Source organism: Paenibacillus athensensis (assembly GCF_004514475.2).
Lineage (GTDB): Bacteria > Bacillota > Bacilli > Paenibacillales > NBRC-103111 > Paenibacillus_AL > Paenibacillus_AL athensensis.
On the sequence record NZ_MYFO02000001.1, the window covers coordinates 418074 to 432655 of the forward strand.

The window sequence follows — 14582 nt, forward strand, 5'->3', positions numbered from 1 at the left end:
TTAATCCCATAAACTAATTTGCGTCTAAAGCCTTTTTTTGGAGGAGGAACCGATCTTGCGGCAGCAGCAGGAAGTTGTTGAAACCGCCCGCCGGATGTATGAAGCCGGGCTGACAACAGGAACGAACGGCAATGTCAGCGTGCGTGTCGATGCCTCGACATTTGCCATTACGCCAAGCGCCACCTCGTATTTATCGATGACTGCCGATGATGTCGTTGGCATTAACGCCGATGGCGAGCGAATCTGGGGGCATCGCAAGCCGTCGAGCGAATGGGCTTTGCATACGCTGTTTTACCGCAGTCGCCCCGATGTGGGCGCTGTCATCCATACGCATTCGCCTTATGCAACGGCTGCAGCTGTCTTGGGCGAAGAAATTCCCGCTATTTTGGCGGAAGCGGTGCACATTCTTGGCGGCGCCGTACCTGTGGCGCCTTATGTCACGTTCGGGACGAAACAGCTCGCAGAAGCTGCTGTTGCTGCTTGCGGCTCCATGAATGCCGTCCTGCTGTGCAACCACGGCGCAGTGGCCGTCGGCAAGGACCTTGCTTCGGCGCTGCAATGCGCTGCGGTACTGGAGGAAACGGCAAAAATTTATTTGCTGGCCAAATCCGCAGGCACACCTAAGGTTATTCCCGCTGACAAACTGCAAGCCATCTACCGTGCTTACGGGGGTTATAAGCCGGAATAAGTCGGTTAATGTGAGAAAAACAAACAAGGAGTCGTATCATGGATACAACATCGGGTAGAAGGGACGACAGTGGACCCGCATCGCTTTTCCGAATATCAGCACGGGCATTTACCGTTTTCCCAAGCCGTTAGCCGCGCAAATCGCCGTTGAGAGCGTGCTGGAGACTGCCGAACAACTGCAATATGTGCGTGAAGTCGCATTCGTTTGTTGGGATGAAGATATTTCAAAAGTCGACTGTATTTTTAGCGGGCTGCCTTTCTTTATTTTCTCGCCGGCAATGCGTCCCCAACCAGCATCCTTTAACAGGAGTGATAATGTTATGACCGATCCGAACAATAATTCCAATCTATCGAGGAGTGAGCCGGAAGCGATGGTCATTGAACAGTTCAAACAAGCAGTTAATGATAAAGACCCGGAAGCAACAAGTCGCTTATTGCAAAGGCATCCATCGCTTGTCGCACGGATTGATGAACCATGGTTTGCTTTTGACACGCCGGCGATTGTAAATGCTGCAAATAGAGATAACCGCCAATTGGTTGACGTATTGCTACATTACGGGGCGGACGTCAACGCTAAAAGTAGCTGGTGGGCGGGAGGATTTGGTGTTCTGCATCATGACCATCATGACTTATCCCGTTACCTTATTGAGCGGGGAGCCCGTGTCGATCCGCATGCTGCAGCTGCGTTGGGAATGCTGGATATCCTGCAAAAGATGATGGAGGAGGATCCAAACATTGTCAATCAGCGCGGTCCGGATGGTCAAGTACCATTGCATTACGCTGTTTCAACGGAGGTCATCGATTTCCTGCTCGATCAGGGGGCGGACATCGACATGCGGGATATTGACCATAACAGTACTCCGGCGCAATATGCGGTCAATAACGCGATCAAATGCAGGCATTTGATCGAACGCGGCGCCCAGACGGATATCTTCATGGCATGCAAGCTTGGAGATACCGAACTCGTCGGTACAATATTGACTAAGGATTCGAAAGCCCTTCAGGCACAGGTGGGGAAAGAGGGGTTTACTGCTCCTGGAGGTCATATCTATGCTTACCATATCGGTGAGGCTGCGAAGCCGATCTTTCTAGCGGAAAGCTTGGGTCATGAAGCTATTGTAGAGCTCATGCTGCGGTATAGTTCAATTGAACAGAAATTTCTGCTTGCATGTATGCGTGCGGATACCGAAGCCGTGCATACCTTATTAAGGGCATATCCTGGGATTGTCCAATCTCTGCCGCAGGAAGACCAGAGTTTAATAACCGATGCAGCCTGGGTTCATAAAGCGGATGCAGTGCGACTCATGCTGGATGCTGGATTTAATGTGGATGTACGCCGCAATGCCCATTCGTCGACAGCCCTTCATCATGCCGCAGGACAAGGGGACTTGGATATCGTCCGCATGCTAATTGAACACGGTGCGTCTTTGGAAATGCAAAATGGATTCGGGGCGACGCCAATGAATAGCGGTATCTGGGGATCGGTTCATATTCAAAATCCGAAAGGAGATTATGCTGCGGTTGTGGAGATCCTAATCGAAGCAGGGGCTCAACTTCCAGATCGGGCATGGGGTAGTGAGAAAGTGAAGCATGTTCTGAATCGGTACGGCGTGTCGGAGTAAAGAAAGAGTGAATACCTCAGTTATCTTGCATCTGGAAGCACCTATTATGTTAAAGTTCGTAACTTTAGTAGCGGTAGTGCTGTTTACTGTTAAATGAAGTAAGCCTTGTCGTATGCGGCAAGGATCACTTCATTAGTCATAGAAGAAGTTTATATCTTCATCAATTTAGAACCCATATTTCTCAATACGCAATTTAAAGGCTCGCTCCCCACCTTCCATTATTGATTTAATTGCTTCTTTGATTTCAAAATTATCAATCGATCCAATATTTTTTATTTCTCCTGATGATTGGTCATCATTTGTTGTATAACCAAACTGTAGGACCAGTTCAGCATCGCCATTTACAACTAAATTAGCGTTATGGCTTGCAAAGATAATTTGGCGTTTGTTTTTTACACTCCAAATATCATTTGAAATTTTTGCAACTATTTCGTTATCCAGATCATCTTCGGGTTGATCGATATTAAAGGACCTTCGCTGGACAAAAGTACTCTCAATAGAGCACTTGCTTGCTACCCTACGGAAGCATTTTCAAAATCTATTTGCTCTTGTTCTGAGATACAGTACTTTATGAAGAGAACTATCGGCTTTATGAAGAACGGCTGAGCAGCGGGTAATCCAGAGGAGGAGGCTCACATGAAATTAGCATGCCTTCATGCCCATTATTCAAATATTGAATATATCCAAAAGGCGGCCAGCGCTGTGCAAGACTGCGAGCTCATCCATTACGTAGACCCCGGCTTGATCCATCGGATGAATCATGATCCGGGCTTTACGCTGAAAGAAGCTCGACATCGAATGAAAGATCAGCTTGAATGGATCATTCAAACAAAAGCCGATGCCCTTCTGATTACTTGCACGCAATATATTGCGCTACTGGAGGAAAGCAAAATACATATGCCGATTCCTCTAATAAAAATTGACGATCCGCTTTTCGCAAACATCTGCTCCTCGACAAAGCCGCAAATTCTGGTTTTCACCAATCCGTCTACGGTTGATGCCACCATGAAACGATTGCAAGCATTTGCGAAACAGCGAAATCAAAGCTTCCAACTTCCTGAAACACGCATCATTCCTCACTCTTTCGAGTTGCTTATGCTCGGCGAAAAGCATGCTTATCTCCAGCTTGTTAACCGATACATCAAGCAACTGCTTGCTGCTGAAGCGGACAAACGAGTCATTGCTGCGCAATTATCGATGAGCGGCGCTGCAGACGAAATTGCAAAAGAAAACAGCCAAGCCATTATCACTCCGGTCGACTGTCTCACTCCGGTTATACAAAATCTTCTTCACCACATTCAAAATAGCGACAGCTGAACCGGCTGCGCATCCGACGCTTCATTTGCAGCTGCTTGCGGCCGGGCGTGAGAAGGTCCGCGCATCGCCGAAGGCTCCGGGTCAAAGCCGCAGCGTGCCAGCTCGGCCCGGATAAACGGCATACGCCGCTCTTTGTAGGCCGGAGGGAGCGAGCCGGTGCCGCCTACATACAACTCGGCATAAGCCTCCACCAGATGCGGGAACGCAGCTTGCAGCGTCTGAAAAAACCACACCTTGACCGCTGAAGTGCTGAGCCGCAAAAACGACGGAGCGACGAAACCCGCACGATGACAGGCCGCTTGCTCGATAACGTTGCGAATATCGTCGTCTCCGTCCGACAAATAAGGCAGCAGCGGTGCCATAAAAACGCCGACGCGAATACCGTTGTCCGCCAGCTCGCGTACCGTTTCTAGCCTTTTGCCCGGCGGAGGCGTAGACGGCTCCAACCGCGACCACAAGCCGGCCTGCAGCGTGTTGACGCTAATGTTGACCGAACAGCCCGGCGAACGGCGCAAAATATCGAGGTCGCGCAAAATGAGCGGGGAGCGGGTCGTGATGCTGTAAGGTACGCCGTACGCTTGCAGCACCTCCAGACATTGCCGCGTCAGCTTCCATGTGCCTTCGATCGGCTGGTACGGATCGGTCGCCGTGCCGATCGCTATGGTGCCAAGTGCGGCCAGTCCGCGCCTTGAGCGGGACAATGTCTGAAGCTGGAGCTCCAGAGCAGCAGCGGCATTTTCCTTGATCATAATATGGTTCTGGAACGTATCGTCCGTTTCCATACCAAGAAACGAATGCGTCGAACGCGCATAGCAAAAGCTGCAGCCGTGCTGGCAGCCGCGATACGGATTCAGCGAACGCGAGAAGGGCATGGAGGGAGCTTTGACTTCATTCAGAATCGTTTTACAGGAAAGCGGTTCGTAGCGAATCGAGCGTTTGCTGGTCATTGCATAGTTCCCCCTGAATTGGCCAAGCACTCAGCCGCAAATTGAATCGAACATGTGTTCTATTTAATGACTATATCACACCTTTGTTCTCATTCCAATTGTCTTTGCCAATGCAAAAAGGAATTGACGAAGTCTATTTCAATATCTGAGAAATTGTGACATACTTAATTAGGGCTTGGAAGTCAATTCCCGGCACACAATAACCCCGATCATGCCCAATCCTCGCCTGGAGGTTCAGTAATGAAAACGCATGCTCCCAAGATTCCCAAAATTCAAAAAAAAGCGGCTACCCCTGCGGCAGAGCCTGCTGCTGCCGATAAAATTCCCGCGCATGAGCGCGATTCAACGCAGACTTGGCAGCCAACAGCCCCGGGCAGCTCGCTAAGCGGCAGGCTTCAGCAGCAATCCGCTTCCGTACCGGGGATTCTGCAGTTGCAACGTTCCTTGGGCAATCGGCTAACCGCTTCGCTGCTTGCGCAGCGTCAGCAGTCGAACTCAGACTCTTCTCCGACCCACCCTGGACCCGGTTCGATGGTTATTCAGCGCAGGCTGAGCACGTCCGCCGATCAATTCAACACGAACACGACGATTCCCAAACCGCATTTTTTGGGCTCGGAATCCAAACTTACCGACATCGTGAAAGCGTTAACCGATTACGAAAATTCGCTTGGCACCCCATCTGTAGAAGTGACCAAGCTATTAAAGATTTATAAACTATGCAGCTCAACCATTTCCGAGCATAAAAAACAGCTCGAGGGCATGCAAAACTTGAAATTTGAAATCTATCAGGAGGCATTAGGTCTGATGCCGGCAATCGTCAAAGAAAAATTCGGCAACGGCGATCCGACGGAAAGCTTGTATCAAAGCACATTCAACGGAAATTCATTCAGCGGGTTCAGCATCAGCGATCTGGAATATCAGAGCGCCGTATTGAGTCAATCCTACGACCTGACGCGCATCGACGAGGCCTTTCAAGGGTTTATGGCAACCACGCCGGCACTGGGCACCAAAAACGAAGAGTGGCACACGGCATGCAAAAAATGGATCAATCAGACACAAAAGCGAGTGATAACCAAGGAAGCGTACGACCAGCTCAAAACCCGGCTGAACGTGGAGCGCAAGCGGCTGCTGGATCGGGAAGACGACAAAAATAAGCTGAAATCGATGTTCGACGTGACCGATCAGCTGGATTTCCTGACGGGTGCACCCAACCAGGTTTCCCACAAGGAATTTGGAGAAATTACCGATCTGTATAGCAATATTCGCGAAGGGAAAAGCCATTTCAAAATATCCGATCAGCAGCGCGACCGCTCGGGCGATACAATTACGGATAGCGCAATGAACGATGTAGATTCAGAGGATTTCAAAGGAAAAGCCCTCGATGACATTGCCAAAATATTGCAAGTGCCGAACGGACGCAAGCTGATGAAATTGCTTGGCAGCGGTGGCAAGTCAGGCACCCTCGATTTGACGCTCGGCAAGTCGACAGATCCGATGAAGGCGCATCATCAGAGCCTCGACGATACGACCTCGTCCGATGGGACAGGCTCCAGCAGCAATGTATTTTACACGGCGGGCGCAAGTATCGATTTGCCTTTGCACGATGGCAACGTATCAACGACCAGCGACACTGCGTTATTTCATGAATTAACCCACGCCTATCATAGCTTTGAAGGCAAAAAGAAAAAGTCTGACGACAAAATTGATCTGGTCGATGTTTTGTCTCAAGACGATCTCAAATTTAAAGATATCGGTGTCAAAAGAGAAGAACACGCAACGGTTGGTTTAGGCACGTTCAAGGATGACGAGGTTACGGAAAACAAATATCGCCAATACCATCGGGATTTGGTCTATGGCAATTCAACGGAAGAAGATAAGTACAAGCACCGCGGCTCTTATTTATAAATCGTCAGGAGGAAATCTGGATGGATCGCAGCGCCCGGATCGAACAAATCAAACAACAGCAGATGGAAGCGGGGGAGATTGCGAAAGCGGTAGAATGGAATTGGCGGATGGAGCAAACGGAAGACCAGCTTCTGATTCATTATGAGCTGAGCCACACAGGAAGGACATCTGTGCATGTGCTTGACAAGGTGATCGTATTTGCCGCCGGACAAGGCTTTGCCGAAGCGCCGCAAGCGATGATTCGACTTGCTGGCAAGGAGCAGCCGCACAAGCTGGTGCTCAGCCGCGGTTACGTCTCTCCGCCGATATCCGAGGTAGCCTACGAGCTTCTTCCTGCCGCCCGGCTGCTGGAGCCAGGTCAGACGCTGCAAGGACAAGCCCGCATTCCGCTGCCGCTGACGGCCTGGCATCCGAACGAGGCTCAACTACCACCGCTGCGCGAAGTGAAAGAGTGGGAGCTGCGCATTGGCTTGTTGCCACTCTTCTGCCAGTTGGAGGAACTGACGCTGGAGGATGGAATAACCGTACAAATTCCGCGGCGAGAGGAATTGTTTTTATTTCAGCAATGGCTGGCTCAAAGCCGTTCCTGAAAGGCAATGCTTTACATGGCTTCGGTACTTTTCCGTCGGATAACGGGGAGGACCGGGGCTTTTTTTCGCAACAAAAGCAAAGAAAAACGGCTCCGCCGTCGACGGAAACCGTTTTACGATAAGGGGATGCCAATTATTCCGTAAGCTCGCGTTAACCGAGCACAACCTCAACTTCATGCGTTGCGCCGTCGCCGAACACCGGCAGCACGTTGCCTTCAATTGCTTTGCCGTCAACAGTCACGCTGGCTACGCCTTTGTTCACGCGATTCGGATTCGTCACGCGGATGCGGTACGTATCGCCGCGGTAGGTGCGGCTGATCGTAAAGCCTTCCCAGTCCTGCGGAATGCACGGGTTGACGCGCAAACCGTCAAATTCCGGCTGAATGCCGAGAATCGCTTGCGTAATGGCGACGAAGTTCCAAGCGGCCGTGCCGGTCAACCAGGAGTTTTTCGCTTCGCCTTGGCGGACAGCGTCTTTGCCAGCGATCATTTGCGCATAGACGTAAGGCTCCATGCGATGAATTTCGCTGATCTCTTCGAGATAAGCCGGCGCGATTTTTTTGTACAGCTCAAATGCGCGGTCGCCGCGGCCCAGCACGGTTTCGGCAATCATGATCCACGGGTTGTTGTGGCAGAAAATACCGGCATTTTCTTTATATCCCGGCGGGTAGGAGGAGATTTCGCCGAGATTCAGATAATATTTGGAATACGGCGGATTTTGCAGCACGATGCCGTACGGCGTTTCCAGACGCTCTTGAACGGCGTTCAATGCACGCTCGGCTGCGCCTTCCTCGACGCCGATGCCGGCCATGACGCAGAAGCCTTGCGGCTCGATGAAGATTTGCCCCTCGGCGTTTTCCTTGCTGCCGATTTTGCTGCCGTAATGGTCGTAGGCGCGCAGGAACCAGTCACCGTCGAAGCCGTGCTTCATCGTCGTTTCGCGCATTTGCTCGATAAATGCCTGCGCTTTGTCCGCTTCTTCGGTCAAGCCGCGGCGTTTGCACAGCTCAACGTAATCCGGTCCGACGAACACGAACAGGCCGGCGATAAAGACGGATTCAGCGACGCGGCCTTCGATATTTTGCGTCGTTTGGAACGATTCGCCCGGTTCTTTGGAGAAGCAGTTGAGGTTCAAGCAGTCGTTCCAGTCGGCGCGGCCAATCAGCGGCAAGCCATGCGGGCCGAGATTGTGGATGACGTGATAGAAGGAACGTGTCAAATGCTCGAACAGCGAGCCGGTTTTGTCCGGGTTGCAGTCAAATGGCACTTCTTCGTCCAAAATGCTGAAGTCACCTGTTTCCTTGATGTACGCAGCCGTGCCGAGAATGAGCCACAGCGGATCGTCGTTAAAGCCGCCGCCAACTTCATGGTTTCCTTTTTTGGTCAAAGGCTGGTATTGGTGATAAGCGCTGCCGTCCTCGAATTGCGTCGAGGCGATGTCGATGATCCGCTCGCGGGCGCGCTCCGGAATTTGATGCACAAAGCCGAGCAAATCCTGGTTGGAGTCGCGGAAGCCCATGCCACGGCCGATGCCGGATTCGAAATACGACGCGGAACGCGACATGTTGAACGTCACCATACATTGGTACGGATTCCAGATGTTCACCATACGGTTCAGCTTCTCGTCGGAGCTTTCAATGGTATATTTGGACAGCAGCTGATTCCAGTAGGCGCTCAGCTCATCCAGCGCTTTTTGCACGTCGGCCGGGGTGGCGAACTGCTCGATCATCGCCAAGGCGCGTGTTTTGTTGATCACGTCGAGCGCTTCCCATTTCTCTTCTTCCGGATTCTCCACATAACCGAGCACGAACACGAACGTTTTTGATTCGCCCGGAGCGAGATTCAGGTTGAGGCAATGCGAAGCGATCGGCGACCAGCCGCTGGCGACGGAGTTGGAGGACTGACCGGCAGCGACAACTTGCGGATGATCGAAGCCGTTATAAAGACCCAGGAACGATTCGCGGTCCGTATCGAAGCCGTCGATCGGCGCGTTGACCGAATAGAAGGAGAAGTGATCGCGGCGCTCGCGGTATTCGGTTTTATGGTAAATGACGGAATCCTTGACTTCGACTTCGCCCGTGCTCAGGTTGCGTTGGAAGTTGGTCATGTCGTCATGGGCGTTCCACAAGCAAAATTCAATAAAGGAGAACAGCTTCGCTTGTTTGGCAGCCGCGGACGTGTTCGTGACCGTCACTTGATAGACTTCGCCGTTATAATTCAATGGAATAAAGGCCAGTTGATTGACTTTCAGTCCGTTGCGTTCGCCGGTAATCGACGTGTAGCCAAGGCCGTGGCGGCATTCATAGGAATCGAGGTCGCGTTTGACCGGCATCCAGCCCGGCGTCCAGAAGTCGCCTTCGTCGTGAACATAGAAATAGCGGCCGCCGTGATCGATCGGCACATTGTTATAGCGATAGCGGGTGAGACGGCGCAGGCGGGCGTCGCGGTAGAAGCAATAACCGCCGGCAGTATTGGAGATCAGGCCAAAAAACTTCTCGTTCCCCAAGTAGTTGATCCACGGGTAGGGAGTTTGCGGGGTGCTGATGACATACTCTTTGCTGGCGTCATCAAAATAACCGAATTTCATTTGCGAAAGTCTCCTTTCAAAATGGGAAAATAAAAGAATATATCGCACGTTTTGACTAACGCGCGTTAGGAAAGCCCCGTGAGGGGCCGCATCCTCACTGTTCCGGCAAAACCAACGGCTTTAGCGCAAGCTGCGGCACGAATCGCGCTGAATCAGCTGCGTCGGAAAGCTCGACGTGCCAAAGGAGCTCAAGCCCGCTTCGCACATGCCGACAATCTTGTTGACCGCTTCCCTGGACATGTCGTAGATAGGGAGGCGGACCGAGCTTAAACTGGGCACGATCTGTGAGGCGACAGGCACATCGTCAAAGCCGATGACCGAAACGTCGTCAGGCACGCGTACCCCGTGCTCCTTCAGCGCTTCCATCGCCGCAATCGCCATATCGTCATTGGCGGAAAAAATCGCCGTCGGCAGCCGCCCGCTCCGAATCAAGCGAATCGCTTCGTCGTAAGCGTTCTGCTTCAGGAACTCGCCCTTGAGCCGGAACGCCTCCTCCACCGGCAGCCCGTGGCGCTGCAGCGCGTCTTCGTAAGCCTTGGCGCGCTGGCGGCCGGAAAAGGTCGTCAGGCGGCCTGCGATAAAGCCGATCTCGCGATGACCGAGACCGATCAGGTATTCCATCGCCGCGGTAGCGCCTTCATAATCCTTCGAATTGACAATCGCCAGATGATTCTGATCGAGATGGTGCTCCATAATTTCGCCGATGTCGTAATCGATCAAGACGAGCGGCATGCCCAGCCCGCCGATATCCCGCACGGTATCGATGTCCTTCTGCGTGCCGACGATGATGCCGCCGTCAATGCGTTTTTGCAAGAAAGCCTGCTTGACCTTGACAAAATCCTCTTTGGAGTACACCGTATGCACGAGCACATAGTAGCCGGCGGCGTTGGCGGTATCGATGACGGCGTCGACGAACGGGGCGAAGTAGTTGTTCTGATAAATCCGGTTGACGTTATGCTGCTCGGCCAAACTGACGACGAAGAAGCCGATGGTGTTCGTGCCCTTACCGGCCAGCACGCGAGCGGAGGTATTCGGCTCGTAGTGGTACTGCTCGATAATTTTCAGCACTTTGTCCCGCGTTTTCTGCGGAATGTCGGGATAGTTGTTAATGACGCGTGAAACCGTGCTTCTGGATACCCCGGCCAGCTTGGCAATATCTTCGCTGCGCATGATTTCCTCCTTCGGCGCGAACGCGCGTTAGTTAAATTATATGCCAGCCCCAGGGCAATTGCAATGACCAAAAAGTCCGCTTCCCGGCCCGAAGGCCAAGCATCTGGCAGAGGAATCCGGCGGCGTGTTGCTGACGAATTGACCCGTACGACCCGTACGAGCACCACCAAGTCCAATGGACATTACCAGACCAGCTGCGTCCAGGTCTCCAGCGCCGCTTCGACTGCCGTCAGCGCCCGACGCGTACAAAAGCAAATAGCCGATTGCAGCCCAAAGTTACCCCCGCGGGTACTCGATCTACCCAAGCTGCACGACCATGACGCCCAGCAGCAAGACGGAGGCCGCCTTAATAAATGAAGGGAAGCCTTGGCGCCACCCCCGGTCGTTCGGGGCGAGGCAACGCAAGGCTTCCATGATCGGGTTAGCGGCGGCGAGCTTTCGTCCGTGCTGTGGCTTTGGTTCTCACCGATTGCACAACGGCGTCGCCGGGAAGCGCTTCGCCGCAAAATTCGTCGCGTTCCGTTACGGTGTATACATGACAGGGTACAGGAACGCAATGATGCCGGTTGACAATTTCAATCGGATGAATAACCTCAACGATTTGCGGATGATAGTAGTCCCGGAATACGACGTTTGGAGGATCGACAACCTGACGGGCCGGACATTTTGGACATGACATGCGAATCACCTCATAGGCGGAAGTTTTTTCTGACATTATTGTATATGACGGCATTTGCACGATGGCTTGGATACTTGCCCTCCTCGATTGTCCCTCGAGTACAAGCGCCCGCCGCTAAACAGAATGTCTTCGCATCATTAAGGCAGGAGATTGCAGGCAACGCGGGGAATGATCATAGTAGCGATTTTTCTTTGCAGGACACAGGGAATTTTGACAAAACGAGAAGGCAGGGGAAGCGATGGCTAACGAATTCCGCATCGGTGTAATGGCGCCTCATCTGGACGGCGAATATTTCGGAAAAATCATCGAGATCGTGCATAGCGCCGTGCGGAAGCAAGGCGGCCAGCTGCTTGCCTTGCATACGATGATCGAGCATCGGCCGGATTTTACGATCCGCGATCCGGTATCGCAGGACGTGACCGACGGCTGGCTTGTCGTGCTGGATACGGTGTCCGACAGCGTCCTTCGCCAGCTGAAGCGCTCCGGCAAGCCCATCGTGGGCCTCGCGCATTACCGCAGCGAGGTGCCTTGGTGCCATGTGCGCATGGACAACCGCCAGGGCATGAAGGAAGCGGTGCTGCATTTGATTGCCCACGGCCACCGTAATATCGCTTTCGTCGGGCAGCTGCGTGAAGCCGAGCTGGCCGAACGGTTCGACGGGTATCGGGACGCGCTGGCCGAACACGGCATCCCGCTGCGCGACGAACTGATCATCAACGTGCCGGACAATCTGTTTACCGGCGGCGCCGAGGCGGCCCAGCGGATCAACGAGCTGGGCACCGCCATTACCGCCGTAGCGGCTGGAACCGACATGAACGCGCTCGGACTCATCGATACGCTTCGCCAGACGGGCCGACAGCTGCCTGGAGAGCTTGCCGTCACTGGCTTTGACAACATCGCATTGGCTGCAACCCATCAGCCGCCGCTTACGACTATCGAGTACCCGGTAGTCGAGCTCGCCCAGCGAGCCATCGATGAGCTGTTGGCGCTGATTGCCGGACGCCGACCCGCCGAGCGCATCCAGCGGCTCCCGGGGCGGCTCGTGCACCGCAGCTCCTGCGGCTGCGCGCTGACGCCGGCGCGGACAGCCGACAGCTTCGAAGCGTACGAAACGCTGATTGCCGAACAGCGCGAAGCGCTGAATCAAATGTTCACCAACAATTACCATTTGATCAAAGGGCTGGTGCAAGCGAGCACCGGCGAGCATATGCATATTTCCAAGCTGTACTGGAACGAATGTCATCGCGGCATCATGGCGCTTTGGGACACGGACGTTCACGGTCAAAGGCAGCTCGTCGTCAAGCAGGTGTTCAGCACGCGGGGCGATCCGCTGCCGGAGCTCGGCGCGCGCTACCCAGCCGAGGCGTTCCCGCCGCCGGAATTTTTGCCGGTGAACACCGGGGAAGGACGGGACGATTACGCGGTGGTGCACCCGCTCGTGTCCGATCAGCTGGAATGGGGCTTTCTCGCGTTGGTCGGGCCGTTCCACCCGCTTAACCTGATCACCTTTGCCGATATCAGCCGGCACAGCTACACCATTCTCGCGACGCATTTGGAGCGCGAATCGCTGTTCCGGCACATCCGCTTTATCGCCGAGCATGACAGCTTGACCGGGCTGCCGAACCGGGCGCATTTCCACCAGCGGCTGGAAGAGGCCATGAACGAAGCCGACCGCGCGCGGATCAAGCTGGCTGTTCTGCTGATCGATCTCGACCGCTTCAAGGATATCAACGACGCGCTCGGCCATCAGTTCGGCGACCGGATGCTGCAGCATATCGCCCAGAAGCTGCGGGCTTGCGTCCGCGACAGCGATACCGTAGCCCGGCTTGGCGGGGATGAATTTATCGTCCTGCTGCCGCAGCTGCGCGACGCGGGCGAAATCTGGCCGATTGCCGGCCGCATCATGGACAGCCTGAACGAGCCGTTCGTGCTGGGCGGTCAAGAGCTGCGCGCAGTCGGCAGCATCGGCGCCAGCTTGTACCCCGACCATGCCGTTGACGCCGAAGCGCTGATCAAATACGCCGACATCGCCATGTATACCGCCAAGGAAAACGGCGGCGGCTTGCTGCAGATGTACACGGATGAGCTCAGCTCGAAAGCTGTCAAACGGTTTACGCTGGAGGCGGGGCTGCGCAAGGCGCTGGAGCGCGGAGAGCTGACGCTGCACTATCAGCCGCAAATCGCGTTGCACAGCGGCCGGCTATTCGGCGCCGAAGCCTTGCTGCGCTGGCATTCGCCCGAGCGGGGGCTCGTCCCGCCGATGGAGTTCATTCCGCTGGCCGAGGAAATGGGGCTGATCGTCCCGATCGGCACGTGGGTGCTGCAGGAGGCCTGCCGGCAAGTCAAGGCGTGGCAGGAGGAGGGCCGGGCGCCGCTGGTCATGTCGGTAAATATTTCCGCCCAGCAGTTCCGGCATCCCGATTTTGTCGAGCAGGTGCGCAGAACGCTGAAGGAGACAGGCGTTGGGCCGGAATGGATGTGCCTGGAAATTACCGAGACGATGGCGATTGGCGACATGGAGGGAAGCGAACACAAGCTGCAGCAGCTGGTCAAGCTGGGCCTGCAGATTGCGCTCGACGATTTTGGCACCGGCTATTCGTCGCTGGCGCTGGTCAAGCGGCTTCCGATCCACGCGATCAAAATCGACAAATCGTTCATCCGCGACATGACGGAGGACAGCGACGACGCAGCGATTGTCAAAGCGATCATTGCGATGACCCACAGCCTTGGCCTGACGGTTGTTGCCGAAGGCGTAGAGGACCTGGATCAGCTGCGAAGCCTGCAGCAGCTGCGCTGCGACTTTGCCCAAGGCTTCCTGATCGGCAAGCCGATGCCGGTCCCCGAATTCGCTGCATTCACCCAGATGCATCAGGCAGCGGCCTTCAAGCAGCCGCCAACCGCATAACGCGCCCGCACCATGAAACATGCGTGGAAAGCGAGAAGGGAAGGTCCGTCGGGCCTTCCTTTTTTGACGGCTTGATGCGACAAAGCAACGCGAGAAAAGCGTGGACGACACGGTTCTGCAAAATTGGCGATTTTTCCCGATTTCTTTTCTGTTACAATTAGGAAACAAATCGA

At 54.0% G+C, this 14582-nt stretch carries 10 protein-coding genes; 6 read left to right on the forward strand and 4 right to left on the reverse strand.

What is annotated here, in order from left to right:
- Window positions 1-55: 55 nt before the first annotated feature.
- The 3 genes from B5M42_RS01915 (at window position 56) to B5M42_RS01925 (ending at window position 3626) form a co-directional block, all read left to right on the forward strand.
- A complete protein-coding gene (locus tag B5M42_RS01915; RefSeq protein WP_209280636.1) occupies window positions 56-688 on the forward strand; it encodes a class II aldolase/adducin family protein in 633 nt (210 codons plus the stop codon).
- Between the two features lie 319 nt (window positions 689-1007).
- Window positions 1008-2309, forward strand: coding sequence for an ankyrin repeat domain-containing protein (locus B5M42_RS01920; protein ID WP_167689535.1), 1302 nt, complete (start codon window positions 1008-1010; stop codon window positions 2307-2309).
- Between the two features lie 636 nt (window positions 2310-2945).
- Window positions 2946-3626 (forward strand): hypothetical protein, encoded by a 681-nt coding sequence (locus tag B5M42_RS01925; protein ID WP_209280635.1) that lies wholly within the window; start codon window positions 2946-2948, stop codon window positions 3624-3626.
- Here B5M42_RS01925 and B5M42_RS01930 read toward each other — a convergent pair.
- Window positions 3608-4573 carry an SPL family radical SAM protein gene (locus B5M42_RS01930; protein ID WP_134748833.1) on the reverse strand — a complete coding sequence of 322 codons (966 nt, stop codon included), beginning with the start codon at window positions 4571-4573 and terminating at the stop codon, window positions 3608-3610. The genes B5M42_RS01925 and B5M42_RS01930 overlap by 19 nt on opposite strands.
- A 240-nt stretch (window positions 4574-4813) precedes the next feature.
- Here B5M42_RS01930 and B5M42_RS01935 point away from each other — a divergent pair, with 240 nt between their 5' ends.
- Window positions 4814-6478 carry a M91 family zinc metallopeptidase gene (locus B5M42_RS01935; protein ID WP_134748831.1) on the forward strand — a complete coding sequence of 555 codons (1665 nt, stop codon included), beginning with the start codon at window positions 4814-4816 and terminating at the stop codon, window positions 6476-6478.
- Between the two features lie 20 nt (window positions 6479-6498).
- The gene (locus tag B5M42_RS01940; RefSeq protein ID WP_134748829.1) at window positions 6499-7068 is read left to right on the forward strand and encodes a hypothetical protein; all 570 of its coding nucleotides are present in this window, start codon (window positions 6499-6501) and stop codon (window positions 7066-7068) included.
- A gap of 151 nt (window positions 7069-7219) precedes the next feature.
- Here the strand turns inward: B5M42_RS01940 and B5M42_RS01945 are convergent, their stop codons facing one another.
- The 3 genes from B5M42_RS01945 to B5M42_RS01955 form a co-directional block, all read right to left on the reverse strand.
- Window positions 7220-9655, reverse strand: a complete 2436-nt coding sequence (locus B5M42_RS01945; RefSeq protein WP_134748827.1) for a GH36-type glycosyl hydrolase domain-containing protein — start codon at window positions 9653-9655, stop codon at window positions 7220-7222.
- A 120-nt stretch (window positions 9656-9775) separates the two neighbouring features.
- A complete protein-coding gene (locus tag B5M42_RS01950; RefSeq protein ID WP_134748825.1) occupies window positions 9776-10825 on the reverse strand; it encodes a LacI family DNA-binding transcriptional regulator in 1050 nt (349 codons plus the stop codon).
- A gap of 421 nt (window positions 10826-11246) precedes the next feature.
- Entirely contained in the window at window positions 11247-11504 is a 258-nt protein-coding gene (locus tag B5M42_RS01955; protein ID WP_134748823.1) for a hypothetical protein, read from the reverse strand.
- A gap of 238 nt (window positions 11505-11742) precedes the next feature.
- Between B5M42_RS01955 and B5M42_RS01960 the strand changes: the two genes are divergently transcribed.
- Window positions 11743-14409, forward strand: coding sequence for an EAL domain-containing protein (locus B5M42_RS01960; protein ID WP_134748821.1), 2667 nt, complete (start codon window positions 11743-11745; stop codon window positions 14407-14409).
- The last annotated feature ends 173 nt before the right edge of the window (window positions 14410-14582 follow it).

Excerpts from the sequence above, each read along its gene's own strand:
- B5M42_RS01935 (WP_134748831.1), top strand. The coding sequence starts at position 4,814 with ATGAAAACGCATGCTCCCAAGATTCCCAAAATTCAAAAAAAAGCGGCT.
- B5M42_RS01925 (WP_209280635.1), top strand. The coding sequence starts at position 2,946 with ATGAAATTAGCATGCCTTCATGCCCATTATTCAAATATTGAATATATC.
- B5M42_RS01930 (WP_134748833.1), bottom strand. The coding sequence starts at position 4,573 with ATGACCAGCAAACGCTCGATTCGCTACGAACCGCTTTCCTGTAAAACG.
- B5M42_RS01940 (WP_134748829.1), top strand. The coding sequence starts at position 6,499 with ATGGATCGCAGCGCCCGGATCGAACAAATCAAACAACAGCAGATGGAA.
- B5M42_RS01960 (WP_134748821.1), top strand. The coding sequence starts at position 11,743 with ATGGCTAACGAATTCCGCATCGGTGTAATGGCGCCTCATCTGGACGGC.
- B5M42_RS01955 (WP_134748823.1), bottom strand. The coding sequence starts at position 11,504 with ATGTCATGTCCAAAATGTCCGGCCCGTCAGGTTGTCGATCCTCCAAAC.
- B5M42_RS01950 (WP_134748825.1), bottom strand. The coding sequence starts at position 10,825 with ATGCGCAGCGAAGATATTGCCAAGCTGGCCGGGGTATCCAGAAGCACG.
- B5M42_RS01945 (WP_134748827.1), bottom strand. The coding sequence starts at position 9,655 with ATGAAATTCGGTTATTTTGATGACGCCAGCAAAGAGTATGTCATCAGC.
- B5M42_RS01920 (WP_167689535.1), top strand. The coding sequence starts at position 1,008 with ATGACCGATCCGAACAATAATTCCAATCTATCGAGGAGTGAGCCGGAA.